This is a genomic window from Janthinobacterium sp. DSP2-3-3 (assembly GCF_049897325.1).
Classification (GTDB): Bacteria; Pseudomonadota; Gammaproteobacteria; order Burkholderiales; family Burkholderiaceae_D; genus Janthinobacterium.
Genome location: NZ_JAFCWA010000012.1, coordinates 123,941 through 146,339, shown reverse-complemented (window position 1 = coordinate 146,339; position 22,399 = coordinate 123,941). Strand labels below are relative to the sequence as shown.

Sequence of the window (22,399 nt, the reverse complement as noted above, 5' to 3'; positions counted from 1 at the left end):
TCCCCGTTACTGCTGCGGGGCTGCCGGCGCGACCGGCGTCACGGGCGCCACCGACATGGCCGGCAGCACCGGCTTGATGGCCGCCAGGCGGCGCATGATCTGCTGCACCAGGTCATTGCGCATGTCGCGGTACAGCGCCGCTTCCTCGGTTTCCTTGGCCAGCACCTGCGATTCATCGAAGGTGATCGGGCGCACCAGGCTGATGGTCGTCGGTGCCAGCAACTGGTTGCCAGCCTTGTCCAGCACGCGGAAATTGATCGAATAGCCGAGCTGGTACTCTTGCACGCGGCCATTTTTGTTCAGCGACAAAATGGTCTTGCTACGATTCCTCTCCGGGTCGTTCAGCACCTCAAGGACAGCGTCGGCGCCCTCCTTGGTATTGACCACCTCCGTGCTGCCAATGGCGCGGATATAGCGTTTCAAGCCGATCGCCAGCGGCGATGTGTCGGGCAAGCCGATGTACATCGTCGCGAACGGCAGCATGAAACTGCCGTTCGAACCGCGCAAATGAAAGCCGCAGGCTGACAGCAGGACAGTCAGACCCAAAGCCAGCACGGCACGGCGGCCAAACAGCGATACTTGAGAGGAAGTCGTCATGATTACACCACGATGCTGATTAACTTGCCTGGCACGACGATGATCTTCTTCGGCGTGGTCTCGACGTACTTTTGCACACTCTCGCACGCCAGCGCGGCAGCTTCGATGCTGGCCTTGTCCGCATCTTTGGCCACCGTGATCGAGCCGCGCAGCTTGCCGTTCACCTGGATCATCATCTCGATCTCGGACTGTTCCAATGCTTGCGGGTCGACTTGCGGCCACGGCGCGTTGAGCAAGTCGCCCTGCGCGCCAGCGTAGCCCAGTTCCTGCCACAGCACATGGGTGATGTGCGGCGCGACAGGATTGAGCAGGCGCAGGAAGATCGAAAAACCTTCGGCGATCAGCGCCTTCGATTGCGCGCTATCGTCCAGCTTGGCCGATTCCAGGGTGTTGAGCATCTTCATGCAGGCCGACACCACGGTGTTGTACTGGATGCGTTTCAAGTCGTAGTCGGCTTGCTGCAGCAGCTTGTGCAATTCGCGGCGCAGGTTTTTCTGCGCATCGCCGGTGGCCGGTGCGGCGCCGCCAGCCAGCGCGGCTTGAATCGTGGCCGACTGGGCGTAGCCGAAGTTCCACACGCGGCGCAGGAAGCGGTTTGCGCCTTCGACGCCGCTGCCCGACCATTCCAGCGTCTGTTCCGGCGGCGAGGCGAACATGGTGAACAGACGGGCCGTGTCGGCGCCATACTGCTCGATCTGCGCTTGCGGGTCGATGCCGTTGTTCTTCGACTTCGACATTTTTTCCGTGCCGCCAATTTCCACCGGCTGGCCGTCGGCCACCAGGACGGCGCTTTGCGGACGGCCTTTGTCATCCAGCGACAGGCGCACGTCGTCCGGGTTGAACCAGGTGGTCTTGCCCACCGCATCCTTGCGGAAGTAGGTTTCGTTCAGCACCATGCCTTGCGTCAGCAGGTTGACGAATGGCTCGTCGAACTTGACCAAGCCGAAATCGCGCATGATCTTGGTCCAGAAGCGCGCGTAAAGCAAGTGCATGACGGCGTGTTCGATGCCGCCGATGTACTGGTCCATCGGCATCCAGTAATCATTGCGCGCATCGACCATGGCGTCGTTCGAGCCTGGCGAGGTATAGCGCATGTAGTACCACGACGAATCCACGAAGGTATCCATGGTGTCCGTCTCGCGGCGCGCTGGCTTGCCGCACTGCGGGCAGTCGCACTGCAGGAAGGCTTCATATTTGTTCAGCGGGTTGCCCGTGCCGTCCGGCACGCAGTCTTCCGGCAGCACCACCGGCAAGTCTTTTTCCGGCACCGGCACCACGCCGCAGTCGGCGCAATGGATCATCGGGATCGGCGTGCCCCAGTAACGCTGGCGCGAAATGCCCCAGTCGCGCAAGCGGAAGGTGGTTTTCTTCTCGCCCAAGCCCAGCTCGGCCAGATCGGCGGCCACCGCATCGACGGCGGAAGCGAAATGCAGGCCGTCGTATTTGCCGGAAGCGACACAGACGCCGTCCTTGCTGCCGTACGACTCCTGCCAGGCATCGGTCGAAAATTCCTGGCCCTTGACGTCGATCACTTGCTTGATCGGCAGATTGTATTTCTTGGCAAAGCCGAAATCGCGCTCGTCGTGCGCCGGCACGCCCATCACGGCGCCATCGCCGTAGGTGATCAGCACATAGTTGCCGACCCATACTTCCACTTGCGCGCCCGTCAATGGATGCGTGACGAACAGGCCGGTCGGCATGCCCTTCTTCTCCATCGTTGCCATGTCCGCTTCGATCACGGAGCCCAGCTTGCACTCGGCATTGAAGGCGGCCAGCGCAGTATTGGTTTGCGCGGCGTGGAGGGCCAGCGGGTGCTCGGCGGCCACGGCGCAGAAGGTCACGCCCATGACGGTGTCCGCACGCGTGGTAAACACGTACAGCTTGCCGTCGCCGATCAGGGCGCCATTCGCGTCCTTGATTGCATGCGGGAAGGCGAAGCGCACGCCCGTCGACTTGCCGATCCAGTTGGTCTGCATGGTGCGCACGCGCTCGGGCCAGCCCGGCAGCTTGTCGTCCACATAGGCCAGCAATTCTTCCGCGTAATCGGTGATGCGCGCGTAATACATGGGGATTTCGCGCTTTTCGATCAGCGCGCCGGAACGCCAGCCGCGGCCGTCGACGACCTGTTCGTTGGCCAGCACGGTCTGGTCGATCGGGTCCCAGTTCACGGTGCCGGTCTTCTTGTAGATGATGCCTTTTTCCAGCATCTTCAGGAACATCCACTGGTTCCACTTGTAATATTCGGGCTTGCAGGCGGTCATTTCACGCGACCAGTCGATGGCCAGGCCCATCGATTCCATCTGCTGCTTCATGTGGGCGATGTTCGAATACGTCCACTGCGCGGGTGGCACGTTATTGGCCATCGCCGCGTTTTCTGCCGGCATGCCGAACGCATCCCAGCCCATCGGCATGAGCACGTTGTAGCCGTTCATGCGCAGGTAGCGGTACATCACGTCATTGATCGTATAGTTGCGCACGTGACCCATGTGCAGCTTGCCCGAAGGGTAAGGCAACATCGAGCAGGCAAAATACTTGCCTTTTGGGAAACGCGGGTCGTGTTCGACGGCTTTGTAGGCGTCGATCGCCTTCCAGTGCGATTGGGCGGCTTGTTCGACGTCGGCGGGACTATATTTATCTTGCATGATGTGCGGCCAATAGTGGATATGAACCGAGCATTATACTGGTTGTCGCCAGCCGATAGCGCGGCGCGCTGGCGGCCCGGGCTGGCATATTTTGGCCGGCGCACAATTATGCTGTGTAATATATGTGCAATCTTGTCCTTTGCATCAAAGCCAGCCATGATCGTCTACCAGGAATATATGCCCATTCCCGCCCTGCAGCCCTGGCTGGACTGCGTCTGGACGTGCCGCGTGCAAACGGGCGCCACGCCCCTGTCGCACCAGGTCTTGCCCGACAATTGCATCGACATCCTGTGCCAGGACCAGCAAGATGCCAGCTTTGCCGTCGGCATGATGACGGCGCCGGTTACCGTCGTCAGCCAGGGGCTGGTGCAGACGGTGGCGGCCCGCTTCAAGCCGGGCAAGGCGGCCCGTTTCTTCCAGCTGCCCTTGTGCGAACTCAGCGATGGCCGCACGGGATTGCAACAATTGTGGGGCCGCGAACTGGCGGCACGCCTGGGTGAGGCCCTGTGGAGCGAGCCCTTGTCCAGCCTGCAACGCATCGCCATCTTGCAGGATTATCTGCTGCTGCGCCTGCGCACCGCGCCGCCACGGCGCCAGGCCGGCGCGGCCGAATACGCCATCGCGGCCATCGAGCGAGCATCCGGCCAGGTGCGCGTGGATGGCCTGGCGCGGCAGCTGGGTGTCTCGCGCCAGCACCTGGCGCTGCAATTTCGCCAGCAAGTCGGCATCAGCCCGAAATTGTTTGCCCGCATCTGCCGTTTTCGCGCTACCAGCCAGGGGCTGACAAGCCTGGCTGGACAGCCGGACTGGGCGCAAGTCGCCTTGCAATTTGGCTATTTCGACCAGTCTCACCTGATCCACGACTTCCAGGATTTCGCCCGCAGCTCGCCCGATGCCTGGCTGGCGGAACGCCACAGCTAATGTAATCTTCCATTTTTACAATCACGCGCCGCGCGCCGGTGGCATGATGGGGTCATTCTTCATTCATCAGGAGCAGAACATGATCAAGGGCTTGCGCACCGTCACCTATCCCGTCCCCGACCTGGACAAGGCCAAGGCCTGGTACAGCCAGGTATTCAACACGGCACCCTATTTCGATCAGCCGTTTTATGTGGGCTTTGCCATCGGCGGCTTCGAACTTGGGCTGATGCCGGGCGGTGAACCGGGCACGCAGGGCAGCGTGACGTACTGGGGCGTGGACGGCATCGAACAGGAAGTCGAGCGCGTCATCGCGTTGGGCGGCAGCCTGCACCACCCGATCACGGACGTGGGCGACGGCATCCGCACGGTGGAATTGCTCGACCCGTTCGGCAACCAGATCGGCTTCATCGACAATCCCCATTTCGATACCAGCAAAGTCGTTTAAGCGGCTTCGCCTTGCAGCCACAGTCGGAATTGCTGCAAGGCCGTCTTTTCATGCGCCGTTTCGGGCGTAATCAGGTAATACGCACGCTGCCCGCGCAGTGGGCGTTCACATACGATGCGCAGTTCGCCACGCGCCAGTTCCGCTTCGACCAGCATGCGCGGCAGCAAGACCGCGCCTTGCCCTTGCACGGCCGCCATGGCCAGCATGGAAAACAGTTCGTAGCGGGCGCCGTAGTGCGCTCCATCGCGCCCCTCCCCCTCGACCTGCATGGCGTCAAACCACTGGCGCCAGGCGCCCGGGCGCGTACTTTGTTGCAACAAGGTCAGTTCCAGCAAATCCTGCGGCTGCCACTGGCTGCGCGCCGCCAGCAGGCGCGGGCTGGCGACGGGCACGATTTCTTCATGCATCAGCAAGGTGGCGCGCGTGCCGGGCCAGCGTGCCAGCTGCTCGGGCGTGCCCGCATACAGGGCGCCGTCATATTCCGTATCGGCAAACATGAAAGGCTTTGTATACGCATCGATATGCACGACGATGTCCGGCTGTTCTCTGGCAAAACTGGCCAGCCGCGGCATCAGCCAGCGCGTGGCAAAGGTGGGCACGGACGCGAGCTGCAGGGCGCCGCCACCGCCCTGGCGTGCCATGGTGTCGAGCGTGTCGCGCTCCAGCCCATCGAGGCGCGCCGCGATCTGCCGCGCATACGCGGCGCCGGCGCTGGTCAGCAACACGCCATGGCGCGTGCGCTGGAATAGTTGCACGCCAAGAAAGGTTTCCAAGGAAGATATCTGCCGCGACACGGCGCTTTGCGTCAACGACAATTCACGCGCTGCATGTGTGTAGCTCTGGTGGCGCGCGGCCGCCTCGAAACAATTCAAAGCTTGCAGCATGGGAATTTTGCGTGACATGGGGGTAGCCGGCCGGTGAAAGCCCCTAGTATGCCGCAAGATATGCGTAATGCGCATGTCTGGGTGCGAAAAAATCGTTTGCGCAAGGCTAGGCAAAAACCTACCATGAGCCATATTCAATCTTGCGCCGATCACCGGCGCTCACCTGCGAGGCCTGTGATGAGCAAAACCGTATTCGACTGGAATTCCCCCCTGCTGCTGGAAGAACAACTGACGGGCGACGAACGCGCCGTGCTGGAAGCGGCCCGCGACTATTGCCAAGGCAGCCTGGTGCCGCGCGTGCTCGAATCGTTCCGCCATGGCCGCACGGACGCCGCCATCTTCCGCGAAATGGGCGAGCTGGGCTTGCTGGGCACGACGATACCCGAAGAATACGGCGGCGCCGGCCTGAACTACGTCTGCTACGGCTTGGCCGCGCGCGAAGTCGAGCGCGTCGATTCGGGCTACCGCTCGATGATGAGCGTGCAATCGTCGCTGGTGATGGTGCCGATCCATGCCTTCGGCAACGAGGAAACCAAACAGAAATACCTGCCGAAACTGGCGACGGGCGAATTCATCGGCTGCTTCGGCCTGACGGAACCAAACCACGGCTCCGATCCGGGCAGCATGGTCACGCGCGCGCGCAAGGTCCCGGGCGGCTACAGCCTGTCCGGCGCCAAGATGTGGATCACCAACAGCCCCATCGCCGATGTGTTCGTTGTCTGGGCCAAGGACGATGAAGGCGCGATCCGCGGCTTCGTGCTGGAAAAAGGCTGGAAAGGCCTGTCGGCACCCGAGATCCACGGCAAGGTCGGCTTGCGCACCAGCATCACCGGTGAAATCGTCATGGATGAAGTATTTTGCCCGGAAGAAAACGCCTTCCCCGACGTGCGCGGCCTGAAAGGCCCGTTCACTTGCCTGAACAGCGCCCGCTACGGCATCGCCTGGGGCGCGCTGGGCGCGGCCGAAGACTGCTATCTGAAGGCACGCCAGTACACCATGGACCGCCAGCAATTCGGCCGTCCCCTGGCCGCGAACCAGTTGGTGCAAAAGAAACTGGCCGACATGCTGACGGAAATCACCATGGGCTTGCAAGGCTGCTTGCGTCTGGGCCGCATGAAGGATGAAGGCTCGCCTGCCGTGGAAATCACCTCGATCATGAAACGCAACAGCTGCGGCAAGGCGCTCGACATCGCCCGCGTGGCGCGCGACATGATGGGTGGCAACGGCATTTCCGACGAGTTCGGCGTCATCCGCCACTTGGTCAACCTGGAAGTGGTCAACACCTATGAAGGCACGCACGATGTGCACGCACTGATCATCGGCCGCGCCATCACCGGCATCGCCGCCTTCAACTAATGGACGCCTTGGCTTCCACCTTCGCCTCCACCTTGCGGCCCGCGCCATTAGTCGGCTTGCGCGTGCTGGACCTGTCGCGCGTGCTGGCCGGCCCGTGGGCCGGGCAAATGCTGGCCGACCTCGGTGCCGACGTGGTCAAGGTTGAACAGCCGGGCCGCGGCGACGATACGCGCTCCTGGGGCCCGCCGTATCTGAAAGATGAAGACGGCCGCGATACCGCCGAGGCCGCCTACTTCCAGTGCGCCAACCGCAACAAGCGCTCCCTGTGCATCGACCTGGCCGCCCCTGAAGGGCAAGCCCTGGTGCGCCAGTTGGCGCAAGAGGCGGACGTGCTGCTGGAAAATTTCAAGCTGGGCGGCTTGAAGCAATATGGTTTAGACGCGGCCAGCTTGCTGGCACTCAACCCGCGCCTCGTCTACTGCTCGATCACGGGCTTTGGCCAGGACGGGCCGTACGCGGCGCGCGCCGGCTATGACTTTTTGATCCAGGGCATGGGCGGTTTGATGAGCATTACGGGCGTGCCCGATGGCCAGCCGGGTGCCGGGCCGCAAAAAGTGGGCGTGGCGCAAACGGACATCATGACGGGCCTGTACGCCACCATCGCAGTGCAGGCGGCGCTGGCCGAACGCGAGCGCTCGGGCCTGGGTCAGCATATCGACCTGGCCTTGCTCGACGTGCAAGTGGCAGCGCTGGGCAACCAGGCAGCCAACTACCTGTGCGGAGGAAAAGTGCCCCAGCGCATGGGCAATGCGCATCCGAACATTGTTCCATATCAAGACTTTCCCACGGCCGATGGCGACATGATTTTGGCGATCGGCAACGACGGGCAGTTTTCGCGCTTTTGCGCCATCGCCGGCCACCCGGAATGGGCGCAGGACGAACGCTTCGCCACCAATCCGCAGCGCGTGGCGCACCGGGCCATCCTGATTCCGCTGCTGCGCCAGGCCACCGTCATGCGCACGACGGCCGAGTGGATCGGCGCCTTCGAGGCGCAGGCCGTGCCGTGCGGCCCCGTCAATCGCATCGACCAGGTCTTTGCCGACCCGCAAGTGGTCGCGCGTGGCTTGAAAGTCGAGATGCCGCATCCGACGGCGGGCACGGTGGCGCTGGTGGCCAATCCCGTGCGCCTGTCCGGCTCGCCGGTGCAATACCGCTTGCCGCCACCGTTGCTGGGGCAGCATACGCAGGAAGTACTGCAGCAGTGGCTGGGGCTCGATAGCGGCCAGATCGACGGCTTGCGCGAACGCAAGGTCGTCTAAAGAAAAACGCCGGACAGTTGCAAAACTGTCCGGCGTTTTTTATTGATTCAGCATTATTTCAGCACCAGCTTCAGCGCCGGCTTTTCGCCATAGTCTTCGTAGCGTTCATTGATGCCGGCGATGCAAAACGTGATTTCTTCCAACAAGTCCGGCGCCTGCGCCTTCATTGCCTCCGCGTCTTGCACGATGACCTCCAGCACTTCGTTCGGTTTCAAACGGAACTTGCTCATACCGTCTTCATCGCGTAGATAGCTGAGGCAATCGACCCAGGCATCCATGCTGTTGCCGTAAAATTCAGGGAAACCGAAGGCTTGCACGCATTGCGCGTGAAAGCTCGCTTCGTCGGTGATGTCTTTTCCATTCAGGATGGCAGTGGCCATGGTCTTCCTCAGTTCTTCAGCGACAACACGTCCTGCATGTCGAACAGGCCGGTCGGCTTGTCGGCCAGGAAACGCGCAGCGCGCAGCGCGCCGTGAGCATAGGTGACGCGGCTGCTCGACTTGTGGCTGATCTCGATGCGCTCGCCGATGCCGGCAAACAGCACCGTATGGTCGCCCACGATATCGCCGCCGCGGATGGTGGCAAAGCCGATGGTTGACGGATCGCGTTCGCCCGTCACGCCTTCGCGGCCGTACACGGCGCATTCCTTCAAGTCGCGGCCCAGGGCCCCGGCCACCACTTCCCCCATCTGCAGGGCGGTGCCCGATGGCGCGTCGACCTTGTGGCGGTGATGCGCTTCGATAATTTCAATGTCGTAGCCTTCGGACAGACTTTTCGCGGCCAGTTCCAGCAACTTCATGGTCACATTCACGCCCACGCTCATGTTCGGTGCGAACATGATGGCCGTCTTTTCGGCAGCGGCGGCAATGGCGGCCTTGCCGGCATCATCGAAACCGGTGGTGCCGATGATCATCTTGATGCCGTGCTCGGCGCAATACGCCAGATGCTGCAAAGTGCCTTCCGGACGCGTGAAGTCGATCAGGTAATCGGCGCCGGCCAAGCCGGTGGCTAGGTCGGATTCGATCAGCACGCCGGCAGGTTTACCAAGAAAGGCAGCGGCATCCTGGCCGACGGACGGCGAGCCAGCGCGATCGAGCGCGCCGGCCAGCACAGCGTCAGGGGCATTGCTGACCGCTTCGATCAGGATATGGCCCATGCGGCCACTGGCGCCAGCGATGGCGATTTTCAGTTCAGTCATTTTATTCTCTTACAGCACTTATTTGGTGGACTCGGCAGCGGGTGCAGGCTCGGCGGCAGGCGCCGTTGCAGGTGCCGGTGCAACGTCAGGCTTGCTCACAGGAATGGCGGGGGCGGCATCGGCTGGCACCGGCACGGCGCTCGGCGCCACGGGCGATGGCACGACGGCGGCAGGCACGTCGGCCTTGGCGACCTTGGCGAACGGCGATGGACCGGCGATACGGTCGATGTATTCTTTCTCCGTCGGCAGGTTGCCGCCTTCGAAACGTTCAACTTTGCCATCCTTGCCGAAGTACACGACCACACGGCTGCTGGTGGTTTCGCCACTGCCCCGGGCCAGGCGGAATGGATAATCCCAGCGGTCGGCATGGAAAATGTCGGTCAGCAGGGAGGTGCCGAGGACGAAACGCACCTGGTCACGCGTCATGCCCACTTTCAACTGGGCCAGCATCTCTTCGGAGACAAAGTTGCCTTGTTGAATGTCAGGACGATACGGCGAGAAAAACCACATGAATTTTTGCAGCGGCGTAATGGTGTTCGTTTGTGCGCCCTGTTCGGGGACCACTTCCTTACCTTCTTTTTGGCTGGCTGCCGGCTTTTCGCCAAGGATGCCGCGGCTGGCGCAGCCGGACATGGCTAGCGCGACACAGACCATGCCTGCCACGACTGGTGCTCGAAATGAAATACGGTGCCAGAGAGATGGCAATACAGCCGGTGTTACGCGCATAAATGACCTCAATTGGATGAACAAAACGCCAGGAGTGACCGGCCTGCCAAAAAATGCATATTTTGGCACTCCCCGACAAAACGCTATATGATAAAGCACCTGACCCACATACGAGCAACAAACATGAGTAACAATCCTAGTGATCTCAAGGCAAGCGGCCTGAAAGCGACCCTGCCACGCCTGAAGATACTCGATATCTTCCAGAGTAGCCCGGTACGCCACCTGACAGCAGAAGACGTCTATAAAATTCTGCTGGCCGACAATATGGATGTTGGCTTGGCAACTGTCTACCGTGTCCTGACGCAATTTGAACAGGCAGGTTTGCTCAACCGCAATCATTTTGAAACCGGCAAGGCGATTTTCGAGCTCAACGAAGGCTCCCACCACGATCACCTGGTATGCCTAGACTGTGGCCGGGTCGAAGAATTCTTCGACGAAGAAATCGAAATCCGCCAGCAAAAAGTGGCCGAAGAGCGCGGCTTCAAGATAGCCGAACACGCCTTGGCCATCTATGGCAACTGCATCAAGACGGCTTGCCCGCACAAAACCGCCTGATCCGTGCCGGCCGTTCTCACGGGAGCAGCCGGCGCGTCAGTCAGTGCGCTCAATGATGGCTAAGTGCGCTTGACAGCAACTTGGCCGTGATATCGACAATCGGGATGACACGCTCGTAAGCCATGCGCGTCGGTCCGATCACCCCCAACGTTCCCACGATCTTGCCGTTGACTTCATACGGCGCCGTCACCACACTCATTTCATCCATCGGCACCAGGTTCGATTCGCCGCCGATGAAGATCTGCACGCCCGTCGCCTTGCTCGACACGTCGAGCAGCTGCATCAAGCCCGTTTTTTGCTCGAACATGTCGAACATCTGGCGCAGCGAATGCATATTTGATGACAGATCGCTCACGCTGAGCAAGTTGCGCTCGCCGGAAATCACCATGTCATCGCTATGGTCGGCCATCGCTTCGCTGCCCGCTTCCACGGCCGCCTGCATCAGGCTGCCCATATCGTCGCGCAGCTGGCGCAATTCACCCTGCAAGCGCACGCGCACGGCATCGAAGGACAGGCCGCCATAATTCTGGTTGATGTAATTGGCCGATTGCACCAGTTGCGCCGGCGTATAGTCGGCCTCCGTCAGCAGCAGGCGGTTCTGCACGTCGCCGCCCGGGGCGACGATGACGAGCAAGATGCGCTTTTCGGACAGGCGCAAGAATTCAATTTGCTGGAACACGGATTCACGGCGCGGACTCAGCACGACGCCGGCAAACTGCGACAGCGACGACAGCATCTGCGCCGCGTTGGCGATGGTTTTTTGCGGCTGCGGCGTCTGCAGGCGCATGCGCGACTCCACCATGTGCTCATCCAGATGCCGGACGGTCAGCAAGGTGTCGACAAAGATGCGGTAGCCGCGCGGCGTTGGTATGCGACCGGCCGAGGTATGCGGACTGGACACATAGCCGAGCTCCTCCAGGTCGGCCATGATATTGCGGATCGTGGCCGGCGACAGATCCAGACCGGAAATTTTCGACAAGGCGCGCGAACCGACCGGCAGGCCGTCGGCGATATATCGCTCGACCAGGGCTTTCAGCAGTGTTTGGGCACGTGTATCGAGTTGCATGGTGTCTTAGGTAAGCAAATATTCTTTAAACAAGCATATTGTTAATCAAGCGGCAATGAAAGCGACCGACCGTGCATCAACAGTACCTATTATGCACGTTCGCCCGTCCGGCGGCGATCAATCTTGCTGCTGCAGCCACAGCAGCAACTCGTCAAAGTTGGCGCAGATAGCGTCGGGCTGCACACCGGCGGCCAGGTGGGCGTCGCTGCCCTTGCGGTTCATCCAGACGGCACGCATGCCCGCTCCTTGCGCTCCCGTCACGTCGAAATGCAGGTCGTCCCCCACATACACGGCTTCATGCGGGGCCACCTCCAGCGCGGCGCAAGCGGCCAGGAAGATGCTGGCATCGGGCTTGGCCACGCCAAAATCACTGGCAGCAATCGATACCTTGAAATGCTGCGCCAGGCCGATAATGTCAAGGTCCGCATTGCCATTCGAGATCGAGCCGACCAACATGCGCTGCCCCATCCAGGCCAGGCCAGGCAAGACGTCGTCATACGGCTGGACGCGGTTGCGCGCGGCCAGGAAGTGCAGGATGGCCCCATCGACCAGGGCGGCATCCTCGCCGGCGGCCTCGAAGGCGGCCAGCAGACCGGCGCGGCGCAACTCGATCAGGTTGCCATGGAAATGCGGTTGTTCCTTGAGCATGGCCAGACGGTGCTGGCGCAGCACCTCGATGGAAAACTGCTGCGCCACCTTGGGCGCATGCGTGGCCAGCCAATCGTGCAGCAGGGTTTCGGCGGCGGCAATCACGGGCGCGATGGGCCACAAGGTATCGTCGAGATCGAACAGGATGGCCTTGGGCGGTACGGCAGCTTTTACAGGAGCAAGAGACATGGGATTCACAGTAGATGCCGCGCCACGGTGCGCAGCCTGCGTCTATTGTCTCACCGATCGCCGCCGCCGGCATGGCTGCGCCCGCGTGAAATGGGGCCGGGCCAGCGCTTCCCGGCGAAAAATTGTTACAGGGTGATACAAGGCAAGATCATCCAGCTTGCCAGATAGACTAAAATAGGCGCCATTCCAATGCGGCGCCAGCGTCCGCGTTGCGCTACCCAACCTAATTCGTTTTGGAGAATGTATGAAAAATTTGTACCTGCGCTCGATGCTGGCGGCGGCTTGCGCCGTCACACTGGCAGGCTGCGGCGGCAGCGGCGGCAACCTGTATCTGCAAGTCAACGTCGGCGGCCTGGCCAAGGATGGCCTGATTCTCTTGAATGACGGGGAACGCTTGCCGGTTACTGCGGGCCAGGGCACCGTTGTTTTCACCAAGCTGGTCAAGACAGATGACCGCTACGATATCACCATTGCGCAACAGCCAAAGGGCGCCGTTTGCAGCATTACCAATGGCAGCGGCAAGGCAACAAGCTATTCCGTGAGCACGGCCCAGGTGATCTGCACAACCAACAGCTACCCGCTGAGCGGCACGATCACGGGCCTGACCGCTGGTGGCTTGCGCCTCGTGATGGGCCCCAACGGCACCAGCCCACTGGCTGGCACCACCTCCTACGAATTCAAAAGCGTTGCTGACGGCGCCGCATACGGCATTTCCATACTGACTCAGCCAACGGGCCTGGCATGCCGCTTCCAGGGTTCAAAGAGTGCCGACGCCAGCGATACGGTTGGCACGATGGGCTCTGCCGCTACGACCGCGGCCACACTTGACTGCACGCCGCAGTAATCCTTGCGATCCGTCACCTATTTTTTGGAGAAATACATGAAGTTATCCTGCTTGCGCCCACTCGCCGCGCTGCTGCTGACCCTGGGACTGGCCGCTTGCGGCGGCAAGGCCTCGTATGATGTCAGTGGCACCATCAGCAACTTGAACACCGACGGCCTGGTCCTGGCCAACGGCGGCGACACCCTCCCGGTTCCATCCGGAAAGACCGCGTTTACATTTATCAAACGCATCGACTATGGCACCGACTACAACATCACCGTACAAACCCAGCCTGCCCACATGACTTGCGGCATCAGTGGTGGCTCCGGTTCGGCAGGTCATTACATCAACATCAGCGCCGCCGTTACTTGCTCGCAAAACAGATATACCGTCGGCGGCACGGTTTCCGGCCTGACGGTGGACGGCCTGGTGCTGATTAACGGTAGTGCAATAACAACGGTGGCCAAGGACGCCACAACCTTTACCATGGCCGGCTCTGTCGACTATGGCAGCACCTATGCCATCAGCGTCTCCGTTCAGCCGAAGGGTCTGCAGTGCGACCTGGCGACAGGTACCGAAAAAGGCACCATGGGCGAAGGGAATGTGACGACGGTAAAGATCGCCTGTAAACCGGTCTGAGTTGCGGGAACGGTAGCCGCTGCGCGGCTACCGGGAAGAGATATCACAAATATCTATAGTTGATATTCAAAAGATAAATTGGAGTTATATGTGGCGACGCAGCATAATGCATCTGTCTCCTCCAACTCTTCCAAGAATTGGATTTAGCCCGCTTTTACCAGCGGGCTTTTTTTTGCCCAAAATTCCTCAGGCCGCAGGCATTTGCAAGCCCGGCTGCAACATGTGCACGATGCTGGAGAAATCCTGCTGCGCATAACCGGCTTGCGCATGCATCTGGTACAGCTGGCGCACCAGGCCGCCCAGTGGCGTGGGCGCGTTTGCCGACAAGGCCGACTGCTGCGCCAGGCCCAGGTCTTTCAGCATCAGCGCCGTGCCGAAGCCGCCAGTGTAGTTGCGTGACGCGGGCGTGCCCTCCATGACGCCGGGCCACGGGTTGTACACTTCCAGGGTCCAGTTGCGGCCCGAACTCTTGGCCATGATGTCGGACAACACTTTCGGGTCCAGTCCATGCGCCACGCCCAGGTTCAGCGCCTCGGCCGTACCGGCCATCAAGATGCCCAACAGCATATTGTTGCAAATTTTCGCCACCTGGCCCGCGCCCGCCTCGCCCGCATGGAAGATGTTCTTGCCCATCTTTTCCAGCAGGGGCCGCGCCTGCTGCAAGGCCGCTACGCTACCGCCGACGATGAACGTCAGGGTGCCGGCCGCCGCGCCCGCCGTGCCGCCCGAAACGGGCGCATCGAGCATGGCAAAACCCCGCTCGCTGGCCGCTTGCGCCACCTGGCGCGCCACATCGGCCGCAATGGTGCTGCAATCGATGAACAAGGCGCCAGGCTTGGCCGAATCGAGCACGCCACCAGCCGCCAGGTACAGGTCCTGCACGTGCTTGTTGGCTGGCAACATGGTGATGACGGCGTCGGCCGTCTGCACGGCTGCGCTGGCCGATGCGGCCGCCGTGGCGCCCGCTTCGACCAGCGAGGCCACTGCCGCCGGCGCCAGGTCGAACACGGAGACATGGAAGCCGGCGGCCACCAGGTTGCGGGCCATCGGCGCGCCCATGTTACCCAGGCCGATGAAAGCGATATGTTGCATATAATGTCTCCTGTAGCGCCTAAAAAACCCATGGCGTTGTTGCCTTGCCTAGTCGTACTGGTCGTACTGCCTTCGGCAAGGCGCCTAGCCCTGAGCATTTTTATGCACTACTTAAATGTTTAAATGGGTAGGTCGGCCAGCGGATGCTTACTCCACGGCGCGACAAAATACTCATCAAGATACGTGGCGCTGACGTCGGCCAGGCTGGCCGGCTGCCATTGCGGCGCGTTGTCCTTGTCGATCAGCAAGGCGCGCACGCCTTCCCTGAAATCGGCATGGGCACAGCATTGCACGGCCACAATCAATTCCAGCTGGAACACTTGCGCCAGGCTCAGATGGCGAGTGCGTTCGCGCATGGCCCACACCAGGGCCGCCGAGCTGGGCGCACCCTTGTCCAGCGAGTGGGCCGCCTTTTGCAGCCAGGCCGACTCGCCGTCATACGCGGCAATGGCGGCCACCACTTCGGGCAAGGTAGGCGCTTGCGTCAAGGCGGCGATGGCATCGAAGTTGGCGCGCACTTCGGAGACGGGCAGCATGGACACCGGGGCCGAGAAACCGCGCAGCAAGCGGTTCAGTTGCTGGTGATTCGCCGGCGGGCTGGCTTGCCATTGCGCCAGCGCCAGCGCGTCGAGCACCATGGCGCGCTCTTCCTGGCGCAGGAAATAGTCACCCAGGCCAGTAAACAGCGCATCGGCTGCGTTCAAGGGAGCGCCCGTCAGGCCCAGGAACAGGCCGCTGCGCCCCGGCATGCGGCCCAGGAACCAGCTGCCGCCCACGTCGGGGAACAGGCCAATCGTGATTTCCGGCATGGCGATGCGCGTGCTTTCCGTCACCACGCGGTGGCTGGCGCCGGCCATCAGGCCCAGGCCGCCTCCCATGACGATGCCGCCGCCCCACACCAGCAGCGGTTTCACATACGTATGGATGCGGTGGTCTAGCCGGTATTCCTCGGCAAAGAAAGCGAGCGCCTGCGGGTTCGGTACGACGCCAGGCTGGTCAAACACGGCCGAACGCAAGCTGCGTACATCGCCGCCTGCGCAAAACGCCTTGTCGGTCGACGATTGCAGCACCACGCAGGCGATGGCGTCGTCACTGGCCCAGCGCACCAGAGCGCCATCGATGGCGCGTATCATCTCCAGGGTCAGGGCATGCAGGGATTTCGGCGCGTCCAAGGTAATGACGCCCAGCTTCATGCCGCCGGGACAGTTGCGCTCCTCGATTTTTACGGTTTCAAGCAAGGTTTCAGCCACGATTTCACCCAAGGTTTCAGCCATTGCACCACTCCGCCGGACGTTTTTCCAGGAACGCTTGCACGCCCTCTTTCTGGTCTTGCGTATCGAACAGGCCCAGGAACAGGGTGCGTTCATCGGGCAAGGAATTGACCAGCGGATGGCTGCGCGCGCCCTGGATCAGGGTCTTGCACGCCGTCACGCTGCTGGGGCTCTGGCGCGCCACCTTGGCGGCCAGCGCCAGCGCCGTGGCGGCAGCCTTGCCGGTTGGCACGACTTCCTCGACCAGGCCGATGGCCAGGGCCTTGGCCGCATCGACGCGCTCGCCACACAGTATCATGCGCTTGGCCCAGCCTTCGCCTACCAGCCACGGCAAGTGCTGCGTGCCACCCGCGCACGGCAGCAAGCCGACCGATGCTTCCGGCAAGGCCATCTGCGCATGCTCCTCGGCAATGCGGATGTCGCAAGCGAGCGCGCATTCGAGTCCGCCGCCCATGGCATAGCCATTGATGGCGGCGATGCTGACGCCGCGAAACGCCGACAGCGCCTCGAAGGCCTCGCCAAACGCGGCGGCCATGGCAAACGCCGTGTCCTTGTTGCCGTCGGCAAACACTTTCAGGTCGGCGCCGGCCGAGAAGAACTTGGCGCCGCCGCCCGTGATCACCAGCGCATACACGTCCGGGTCGGCATTCAGGTCGGCCACCAGCTGCGTCAGCGCGTTCAGGCTGGCCAGAGTCCACGTGTGGGCGGGTGGGTTGTCGAGGGTCACCAAGGCCGTATGGCCACGGCGTTCCAGCAGCAGGTTGGTATACACTTTGCTCATCGTAAGGTCTCCGTGGCGCCATCTTTCAAAATCGCTCGCGCGACGATCAGGCGCATGATTTCATTCGTCCCTTCCAGGATCTGGTGCACCCGCGTGTCGCGCACATGGCGCTCGAGCGGATACTCGCGGATGTAGCCGTAGCCGCCGTGCAGCTGCAGCGCATCGTTGGCGACATTGAAGCCCACATCCGTGGCGAAACGTTTGGCCATGGCGCAATACGCCGTGGCGTCCGGGCTTTCCTGGTCCAGTTTCCAGGCCGCCAGGCGCACCATCTGGCGCGCCGCCACCAGTTCCGTCAGCATGTCGGCCAGCTTGAACTGCAGCGCCTGGAATTGCGCCAGCTCGCGGCCGAACTGCGTGCGCTCCTTCATGTACGCCTGCGCCCGCGTGAGGGCCGCTTGCGCCGTGCCCACCGAGCACACGGCAATGTTGATGCGCCCGCCATCGATGCCCTTCATGGCAATCGCAAAGCCTTCGCCTTCCGCCCCCAGCAAGTTACCAACAGGCACTTTCACCTGGTCGAAACTGATGATGCGCGTGGGCTGGCTATTCCAGCCCATCTTTTCCTCTTTCTTGCCATACACGATGCCGGGCAGATTCGCCGGCACGGCAAACGCGGAAATCCCCGCAGCACCCTCGCCGCCGGTGCGCGCCATGACGATCAGCATGTTCGTCTGGCCCGCGCCCGAGATAAACGCTTTCGTACCGTCCAGCACATAAAAATCGCCATCCCTGACAGCCTTGGAGCGCAAGGACGCCGCGTCGGAACCGGACTGCGGTTCCGTCAGGCAATAGCTGGCCAGCTTCTGGCCCGCTGCCAGGGCCGGTACCCATTCGTCGCACAGGGCTTCTTGACCCCAGCGCGACAACATCCAGGTGGCCATGTTGTGGATGGTAATGTAAGCCGTGGTCGAGGTGCAGCCACCGGCCAGCTCCTCGAACACGATGGCCGCATCCTGGCGCGACAAGCCCAGGCCGCCCCAGCGCTGCGGCGTGTACAGGCCGCAAAAGCCCATCTCGCCCGCCTTGGCGATGGTGTCCACGGGGAAGATCGATTCCGCATCCCAATGCGCCGCGTGCGGCGCCAGTTCGCCTTCGGCAAACGCGCGCGCCGCCTGCTGGAACTCGCGCTGCTCGTCGCTCAACTCAAAGTCCATGCCAGCTCCTTATTTGAGGCTGATGGTGGTGTTGACCTTGCCCACCGAGGCCGCATCCGTGAACCAGCGCTGGGTGATGGTTTGCGTCTGCGTGTAGAACAGCACGACTTGCTTGCCGAACGGACCCAGGTCGCCCAGTTTCGAGCCGCGCGAACCCGTAAAGCTGAACAGCGGGACGGGCACGGGAATGGGCACGTTGATGCCGACCTGGCCCACGTCGATTTCTTCCTGGAAATAGCGTGCGGCCGCGCCGCTTTGCGTGAACAGGGCCGTGCCGTTGCCGTTCGGATTCGCGTTCACCAGGGCGATGGCGTCATCCAGGGTATCGACTTCGACGACGATCAAGACGGGGCCAAAGATTTCCTGGTCATACACGACCATGCCGGGTTTCACGCCGGACAAGATTGTCGGCCCGACGAAGTTGCCGTTCGGATAGCCATCGACCTTCACGTCGCGGCCGTCGAGGGTCAGCACGGCGCCCTGCTCGATGCCCTTGGCGACCAGGCTGAACACGCGCTCTTTCGCCGCGCAAGAGATGACGGGGCCCAGGTCCGGATTGTCCTTGCCCGCGCCGACCGTCAAGGTTTGCGCCTTGGCGGACAGTTCCGGCAGCCACTCGCGGGCTGCGCCCACCAGCACGGCGACGGACGCGGCCATGCAGCGCTGGCCGGCCGCGCCGAAGCCCGCGCCCAGCAACTGGTTCAGGGTCTGTTCCTTATTGGCGTCCGGCAAGACGACGGCGTGATTCTTGGCGCCCATCATGCATTGCGCGCGCTTGCCGTTCAGGCTGGCGCGCTGGTACACATGCGTGCCCACCTTGCTTGAGCCCACGAACGAAATCGCCTTGATGTCCGGGTGGTCGCACAGAGCATTGACCACGTCTTCGCCGCCATGGATCACGTTCAACACGCCAGCCGGGATGCCTGCCTGCAAGGCCAGGCGCACGAGTTTTTCCGTCACCAGCGGGTCTTGCTCCGATGGTTTCAGCACGAAGGTATTGCCGCAGGCAATGGCCATCGGGAACATCCACAGGGGGATCATGGCGGGGAAGTTGAACGGGGTAATGCCGGCGCACACGCCCAGCGGCTGCATCACGCTGTAGGTATCGACGCCACCGGCCACGTTCTGCGCGTATTCGCCCATCTGCAGGGTGCCGATATTGGCGGCATGCTCGACCACTTCCAGGCCACGGAAGACGTCGCCTTCCGCGTCGAGCAGGGTCTTGCCCTGTTCCATCGTCAGGGTGGCGGCCAGGTCGGCCATGTTTTCGCGGATCAGTTGTTGCAACTTCAAAAAGATGCGGGCACGCGCACCGATCGGCGTCTTGCGCCAGGTTTTGAAGGCGCGCTGGGCCGAGGCGATGGCCGCATTGACTTCATCGGGCGTGGCGAACGGCACACGCGCCAATACTTCCTGCGTGGCCGGATTGACGACATCGCGCCAGACGGTGGTTTGGGACTCAACCCACTCGCCGTTGATCAGCAGTGGAACAGTCGGAACATTCATAGCAGCAGCGTTTTGCGTGGTCACTCGGTGTCTCCTCATTGGGGTAGTGGTCTGTTTGCATTATTCGCACAATACGGGCCGCAAACAAGGCGTGAAAATGCGAGATAATGCAAAGCTGAATCTGTTAATCTGCAAATGTTGTAAATTTGCAGATTCCACAAACCGGGGAAGAGGAAACGCAATGGCGAAGGTTTTCATGGGCGTGCGCCTGCAGCGCCTGCGCGAAGAACGGCGCATGACGCAGGTGGCGCTGGCCAAGTCCCTGGGCATATCGCCCAGCTATCTGAACCAGATGGAACGCAACCAGCGCCCGCTGACGGTGCCGATTCTGTTGCGCATCGGCACAGTACTTGGGGTCGATCCGCAAATCTTCTCCGAACACGACAGCGCCAGCCTGGTAGCCGACGTGCGCGACGTGTTCGGCGAATTGCCCGACGCGCCACCCACCTCGATGGCCGAACTCAAAATGCTGGTGGAAAACATGCCGGAACTGGCGCGCTCGATTCTGCTGCTGCAGCGGCGTTACCGGGTGATGGCGGAACGGGCCGATACCCTGGCGGCGCGCCTCGATGATGGCAGCCGTGGCGCCAGCTCGGCCGCCCCGTCTACGGACGAGGAAGTGCGCGAATACCTGAACCGGCGGCAAAACTACATCGATGAACTGGACCGGGCGGCAGAGCTCGTGGCCGGTGAATTCGATCCCGCCCTGCGCACGCTCGACGCGCTGCAAAGCCGCTTGCTGGAGTGCCACGGCATCCAGGTTCAACTGTCCGATGGCGATGCGGGCATGGTGCGCAAGCACCGGTTCGATGCACAACAACATATCCTGTGGCTGCCCGACACCCTGACGGGCGGCCAGCGCGCCTTCCAGATGGCGGCGCAAATCAGTCTGCTCGAGCACAGCGAGCTGATCGACGCCCTGGTGCTGGCGGCGGGATTCTCCGGCGCGGCCGCGCAAACCAGCGCGCGCCTGGCGTTTTCCAATTATTTCGCGGGCGCCCTCTTGATGCCGTACCAACGCTTCTTGCAGGCGGCGGAAACGCGCGCCTACGATATCGAGCGCCTGGCGCACCAGTTCGGCGTGGGTTTCGAAGCCGTGTGCCACCGTTTGAGCACCATGCAGCGCCCCGAGGCGGCGGGATTGCCCTTCTTCTTCGTGCGCGTCGACCGCGCCGGCAATGTCTCGAAGCGCCAGTCGGCCACGGACTTTCACTTTTCAAGGGTGGGCGGCACCTGCCCCCTGTGGATCGTGTACGACGCCTTCAGCCATCCGGGGCAAGTGCTGACGCAAGTGGCCAGCATGCCCGACGGCTGCACCTATCTGTGGATCGCGCGCCAGGTCAGCACGGCCTCGCCCGGCTTCCGGGCGCCGGGCAAGACCTTTGCCGTGGCGCTGGGCTGCGACATCTCGCAGGCGCACCGATTGATTTATTCGAAGGGACTCGATTTGCACGACCCGAGCAGCGCCACGCCCATCGGCACGGGCTGCAAGGTGTGCGAGCGGCAGGCGTGTCCGCAGCGGGCGTTTCCGTCGCTGCTGGCGCCGGCCCCCGTGTCGGCTTAAGACTCTTCGTTGACGCGCGCACGCAGCGCGTCGAATTCACGCGTGAATTGCGCGCGCCAGTCGCGCCGCGTGGACTCGGCTATCCAGGCCGCATCGAGGCCATTCAACATGAAGCCGCGCATGTCATCGAGGCCGAAACCGAATTCGCGCATCATCATCCAGGCGCCCGTCGGCGTCACGTGGTGCAGGGTCGGGTCGTCCGTGTTCGGATGCAGTTTCAAGCCCAGCTTGGCCATGGCGCGGATCGGGTGATCGAGGGCCCAGCGCTCGGGCGCCAGGGTGCGCAGATAATACGAATTGGTCGGCACCACGGTAAATACCAGGCCACGCTCGACGCAGCGCTGCGCCAGCGCGGGATTGTCGACAATCGTGTAGCCATGGTCGACCCGGTCCACCTGCAATTGCTCGATGGCCGTCGCCACGTTCATCCACGGCATGCCGAACTCGCCCGCGTGCGCCGTGCACTTGAAGCCCGCCTCGCGCGCGGCGCGGTAGGCTTCGATGAACAGTTCGGGCGGACGGTCGTTTTCGCGGTAGTCGATGCCGATGCCGATGACTTCCGGCGCGCGGTGCTTCTTCATCCATTCCACCATCTGCACGGCTTCCGCGGGAGCGGCTTCACGGTCGATGCTGGGGATCAAACGGCCGATCACGCCAAAATCGCGCTGCGCGTCGCGGATGGCGGCCACGATGGCGTCTTGCGCCGAGTCATAGCGGATGCCCGACACGCGCACGGTGCCGGTGGGGTTCCAGAAGAACTCCGCGTAGCGCACGCCGTGGCCATGCACGTCTTCCAGGTATTCATAGGCGAGGCAATACAGGTCCGTCGGCGAGACGATCAGGTGCGCGTCAAGCGCGCGCAGCACGCGCAGTACGCCAACGGGCTTGTCACCGCGCGTATAGAACGCATCGATTTCTTCGGGGGTGACGACATTGCCCGTCTTGGCGGCCAGCGCACGGAAAGTGGCTTGCCGCACCGTGCCAAACAGGTGGCAATGCAGCTCCACCTTCGGCATGGCGCGTAAAAACTGTTCTATGCTCAGGGCAGGCAGGGTGTCGGCAGGGTTACTCATGAAGCTC

Annotated in this window: 21 protein-coding genes and 1 pseudogene; 8 read left to right on the top strand and 14 right to left on the bottom strand. The window is 62.2% G+C overall.

The features are described from left to right. Positions 1-6 precede the first annotated feature (6 nt). Both lptE and leuS read right to left on the bottom strand, forming a co-directional pair. Entirely contained in the window at positions 7-597 is a 591-nt protein-coding gene (gene lptE, locus ACP7DE_RS22230) for an LPS assembly lipoprotein LptE (RefSeq protein ID WP_426074120.1), read from the bottom strand. A gap of 2 nt (positions 598-599) precedes the next feature. Beyond that, entirely contained in the window at positions 600-3,239 is a 2,640-nt protein-coding gene (leuS, locus tag ACP7DE_RS22225) for a leucine--tRNA ligase (protein WP_426074119.1), read from the bottom strand. A 132-nt stretch (positions 3,240-3,371) separates the two neighbouring features. Between leuS and ACP7DE_RS22220 the strand changes: the two genes are divergently transcribed. Together ACP7DE_RS22220 and ACP7DE_RS22215 are read left to right on the top strand one after the other, a co-directional pair. After that, positions 3,372-4,160: a DUF6597 domain-containing transcriptional factor gene (locus ACP7DE_RS22220; protein ID WP_426074118.1), complete on the top strand. Its 789-nt coding sequence runs from the start codon at positions 3,372-3,374 to the stop codon at positions 4,158-4,160. Between the two features lie 79 nt (positions 4,161-4,239). Continuing rightward, on the top strand, positions 4,240-4,605 hold the full coding sequence (locus ACP7DE_RS22215; RefSeq protein WP_426074117.1) for a VOC family protein: 366 nt from the start codon (positions 4,240-4,242) through the stop codon (positions 4,603-4,605). Here ACP7DE_RS22215 and ACP7DE_RS22210 read toward each other — a convergent pair. Then, on the bottom strand, positions 4,602-5,507 hold the full coding sequence (locus ACP7DE_RS22210; RefSeq protein ID WP_426074116.1) for a LysR substrate-binding domain-containing protein: 906 nt from the start codon (positions 5,505-5,507) through the stop codon (positions 4,602-4,604). The genes ACP7DE_RS22215 and ACP7DE_RS22210 overlap by 4 nt on opposite strands. A 159-nt stretch (positions 5,508-5,666) precedes the next feature. On the opposite strand from ACP7DE_RS22210, the gene ACP7DE_RS22205 reads away from it, so the two are divergent. Next, positions 5,667-6,845: an acyl-CoA dehydrogenase gene (locus ACP7DE_RS22205; RefSeq protein WP_426074115.1), complete on the top strand. Its 1,179-nt coding sequence runs from the start codon at positions 5,667-5,669 to the stop codon at positions 6,843-6,845. After that, a complete protein-coding gene (locus tag ACP7DE_RS22200; protein WP_426074114.1) occupies positions 6,845-8,104 on the top strand; it encodes a CaiB/BaiF CoA transferase family protein in 1,260 nt (419 codons plus the stop codon). Before ACP7DE_RS22205 ends, ACP7DE_RS22200 begins: the two co-directional genes overlap by 1 nt. A gap of 53 nt (positions 8,105-8,157) precedes the next feature. Here ACP7DE_RS22200 and ACP7DE_RS22195 read toward each other — a convergent pair whose 3' ends face one another. The 3 genes from ACP7DE_RS22195 to ACP7DE_RS22185 are packed head-to-tail and all read right to left on the bottom strand — an operon-like array spanning position 8,158 to position 9,956. Next, positions 8,158-8,484 (bottom strand): barstar family protein, encoded by a 327-nt coding sequence (locus ACP7DE_RS22195; RefSeq protein ID WP_426074113.1) that lies wholly within the window; start codon positions 8,482-8,484, stop codon positions 8,158-8,160. Between the two features lie 8 nt (positions 8,485-8,492). Beyond that, entirely contained in the window at positions 8,493-9,302 is an 810-nt protein-coding gene (gene dapB / locus ACP7DE_RS22190; protein WP_092711959.1) for a 4-hydroxy-tetrahydrodipicolinate reductase, read from the bottom strand. 18 nt (positions 9,303-9,320) lie between these two features. Further along, positions 9,321-9,956: an outer membrane protein assembly factor BamE gene (locus ACP7DE_RS22185; protein ID WP_426074192.1), complete on the bottom strand. Its 636-nt coding sequence runs from the start codon at positions 9,954-9,956 to the stop codon at positions 9,321-9,323. Positions 9,957-10,151: 195 nt separating this feature from the next. Between ACP7DE_RS22185 and fur the strand changes: the two genes are divergently transcribed. Further along, the gene (gene fur, locus ACP7DE_RS22180) at positions 10,152-10,583 is read left to right on the top strand and encodes a ferric iron uptake transcriptional regulator (protein WP_099761922.1); all 432 of its coding nucleotides are present in this window, start codon (positions 10,152-10,154) and stop codon (positions 10,581-10,583) included. Positions 10,584-10,632: 49 nt separating this feature from the next. Here the strand turns inward: fur and hrcA are convergent, their stop codons facing one another. After that, the gene (gene hrcA / locus ACP7DE_RS22175) at positions 10,633-11,649 is read right to left on the bottom strand and encodes a heat-inducible transcriptional repressor HrcA (protein ID WP_035822689.1); all 1,017 of its coding nucleotides are present in this window, start codon (positions 11,647-11,649) and stop codon (positions 10,633-10,635) included. Positions 11,650-11,766: 117 nt separating this feature from the next. Further along, positions 11,767-12,486, bottom strand: a complete 720-nt coding sequence (locus ACP7DE_RS22170) for an HAD family hydrolase (RefSeq protein WP_426074112.1) — start codon at positions 12,484-12,486, stop codon at positions 11,767-11,769. 244 nt (positions 12,487-12,730) lie between these two features. Between ACP7DE_RS22170 and ACP7DE_RS22165 the strand changes: the two genes are divergently transcribed. Beyond that, positions 12,731-13,330, top strand: coding sequence for a hypothetical protein (locus ACP7DE_RS22165; RefSeq protein ID WP_426074111.1), 600 nt, complete (start codon positions 12,731-12,733; stop codon positions 13,328-13,330). Positions 13,331-13,366: 36 nt separating this feature from the next. Beyond that, positions 13,367-13,948 (top strand): hypothetical protein, encoded by a 582-nt coding sequence (locus ACP7DE_RS22160; RefSeq protein WP_426074110.1) that lies wholly within the window; start codon positions 13,367-13,369, stop codon positions 13,946-13,948. Positions 13,949-14,134: 186 nt separating this feature from the next. Here the strand turns inward: ACP7DE_RS22160 and mmsB are convergent. The 5 genes and pseudogenes from mmsB to ACP7DE_RS22135 all read right to left on the bottom strand — a co-directional run. Beyond that, positions 14,135-15,049: pseudogene (mmsB, locus tag ACP7DE_RS22155) on the bottom strand (3-hydroxyisobutyrate dehydrogenase); the annotation flags it as partial. A gap of 110 nt (positions 15,050-15,159) precedes the next feature. Then, positions 15,160-16,314, bottom strand: coding sequence for an enoyl-CoA hydratase/isomerase family protein (locus ACP7DE_RS22150; RefSeq protein ID WP_426074109.1), 1,155 nt, complete (start codon positions 16,312-16,314; stop codon positions 15,160-15,162). Further along, the gene (locus tag ACP7DE_RS22145; RefSeq protein WP_426074108.1) at positions 16,307-17,092 is read right to left on the bottom strand and encodes an enoyl-CoA hydratase; all 786 of its coding nucleotides are present in this window, start codon (positions 17,090-17,092) and stop codon (positions 16,307-16,309) included. Before ACP7DE_RS22145 ends, ACP7DE_RS22150 begins: the two co-directional genes overlap by 8 nt. Beyond that, positions 17,089-18,249 carry an acyl-CoA dehydrogenase family protein gene (locus ACP7DE_RS22140; RefSeq protein ID WP_426074107.1) on the bottom strand — a complete coding sequence of 387 codons (1,161 nt, stop codon included), beginning with the start codon at positions 18,247-18,249 and terminating at the stop codon, positions 17,089-17,091. The genes ACP7DE_RS22145 and ACP7DE_RS22140 overlap by 4 nt, the downstream gene beginning before the upstream one ends. Positions 18,250-18,258: 9 nt before the next feature. Further along, complete coding sequence (locus tag ACP7DE_RS22135; protein ID WP_426074106.1) at positions 18,259-19,755, bottom strand: CoA-acylating methylmalonate-semialdehyde dehydrogenase; 1,497 nt, start codon at positions 19,753-19,755, stop codon at positions 18,259-18,261. Between the two features lie 181 nt (positions 19,756-19,936). Here ACP7DE_RS22135 and ACP7DE_RS22130 point away from each other — a divergent pair, with 181 nt between their 5' ends. Beyond that, positions 19,937-21,319, top strand: a complete 1,383-nt coding sequence (locus ACP7DE_RS22130; protein ID WP_426074105.1) for a short-chain fatty acyl-CoA regulator family protein — start codon at positions 19,937-19,939, stop codon at positions 21,317-21,319. Here the strand turns inward: ACP7DE_RS22130 and ACP7DE_RS22125 are convergent. After that, a complete protein-coding gene (locus ACP7DE_RS22125) occupies positions 21,316-22,392 on the bottom strand; it encodes an adenosine deaminase family protein (protein ID WP_426074104.1) in 1,077 nt (358 codons plus the stop codon). The two genes, ACP7DE_RS22130 and ACP7DE_RS22125, sit on opposite strands and share 4 nt — an antisense overlap. Between the last annotated feature and the right edge of the window lie 7 nt (positions 22,393-22,399).

Excerpts from the sequence above, each read along its gene's own strand:
- lptE (WP_426074120.1), bottom strand. The coding sequence starts at position 597 with ATGACGACTTCCTCTCAAGTATCGCTGTTTGGCCGCCGTGCCGTGCTG.
- leuS (WP_426074119.1), bottom strand. The coding sequence starts at position 3,239 with ATGCAAGATAAATATAGTCCCGCCGACGTCGAACAAGCCGCCCAATCG.
- ACP7DE_RS22215 (WP_426074117.1), top strand. The coding sequence starts at position 4,240 with ATGATCAAGGGCTTGCGCACCGTCACCTATCCCGTCCCCGACCTGGAC.
- ACP7DE_RS22210 (WP_426074116.1), bottom strand. The coding sequence starts at position 5,507 with ATGTCACGCAAAATTCCCATGCTGCAAGCTTTGAATTGTTTCGAGGCG.
- ACP7DE_RS22205 (WP_426074115.1), top strand. The coding sequence starts at position 5,667 with ATGAGCAAAACCGTATTCGACTGGAATTCCCCCCTGCTGCTGGAAGAA.
- ACP7DE_RS22200 (WP_426074114.1), top strand. The coding sequence starts at position 6,845 with ATGGACGCCTTGGCTTCCACCTTCGCCTCCACCTTGCGGCCCGCGCCA.
- ACP7DE_RS22195 (WP_426074113.1), bottom strand. The coding sequence starts at position 8,484 with ATGGCCACTGCCATCCTGAATGGAAAAGACATCACCGACGAAGCGAGC.
- dapB (WP_092711959.1), bottom strand. The coding sequence starts at position 9,302 with ATGACTGAACTGAAAATCGCCATCGCTGGCGCCAGTGGCCGCATGGGC.
- ACP7DE_RS22185 (WP_426074192.1), bottom strand. The coding sequence starts at position 9,956 with ATGGTCTGTGTCGCGCTAGCCATGTCCGGCTGCGCCAGCCGCGGCATC.
- fur (WP_099761922.1), top strand. The coding sequence starts at position 10,152 with ATGAGTAACAATCCTAGTGATCTCAAGGCAAGCGGCCTGAAAGCGACC.
- hrcA (WP_035822689.1), bottom strand. The coding sequence starts at position 11,649 with ATGCAACTCGATACACGTGCCCAAACACTGCTGAAAGCCCTGGTCGAG.
- ACP7DE_RS22170 (WP_426074112.1), bottom strand. The coding sequence starts at position 12,486 with ATGTCTCTTGCTCCTGTAAAAGCTGCCGTACCGCCCAAGGCCATCCTG.
- ACP7DE_RS22165 (WP_426074111.1), top strand. The coding sequence starts at position 12,731 with ATGAAAAATTTGTACCTGCGCTCGATGCTGGCGGCGGCTTGCGCCGTC.
- ACP7DE_RS22160 (WP_426074110.1), top strand. The coding sequence starts at position 13,367 with ATGAAGTTATCCTGCTTGCGCCCACTCGCCGCGCTGCTGCTGACCCTG.
- ACP7DE_RS22150 (WP_426074109.1), bottom strand. The coding sequence starts at position 16,314 with ATGGCTGAAACCTTGGGTGAAATCGTGGCTGAAACCTTGCTTGAAACC.
- ACP7DE_RS22145 (WP_426074108.1), bottom strand. The coding sequence starts at position 17,092 with ATGAGCAAAGTGTATACCAACCTGCTGCTGGAACGCCGTGGCCATACG.
- ACP7DE_RS22140 (WP_426074107.1), bottom strand. The coding sequence starts at position 18,249 with ATGGACTTTGAGTTGAGCGACGAGCAGCGCGAGTTCCAGCAGGCGGCG.
- ACP7DE_RS22135 (WP_426074106.1), bottom strand. The coding sequence starts at position 19,755 with ATGAATGTTCCGACTGTTCCACTGCTGATCAACGGCGAGTGGGTTGAG.
- ACP7DE_RS22130 (WP_426074105.1), top strand. The coding sequence starts at position 19,937 with ATGGCGAAGGTTTTCATGGGCGTGCGCCTGCAGCGCCTGCGCGAAGAA.
- ACP7DE_RS22125 (WP_426074104.1), bottom strand. The coding sequence starts at position 22,392 with ATGAGTAACCCTGCCGACACCCTGCCTGCCCTGAGCATAGAACAGTTT.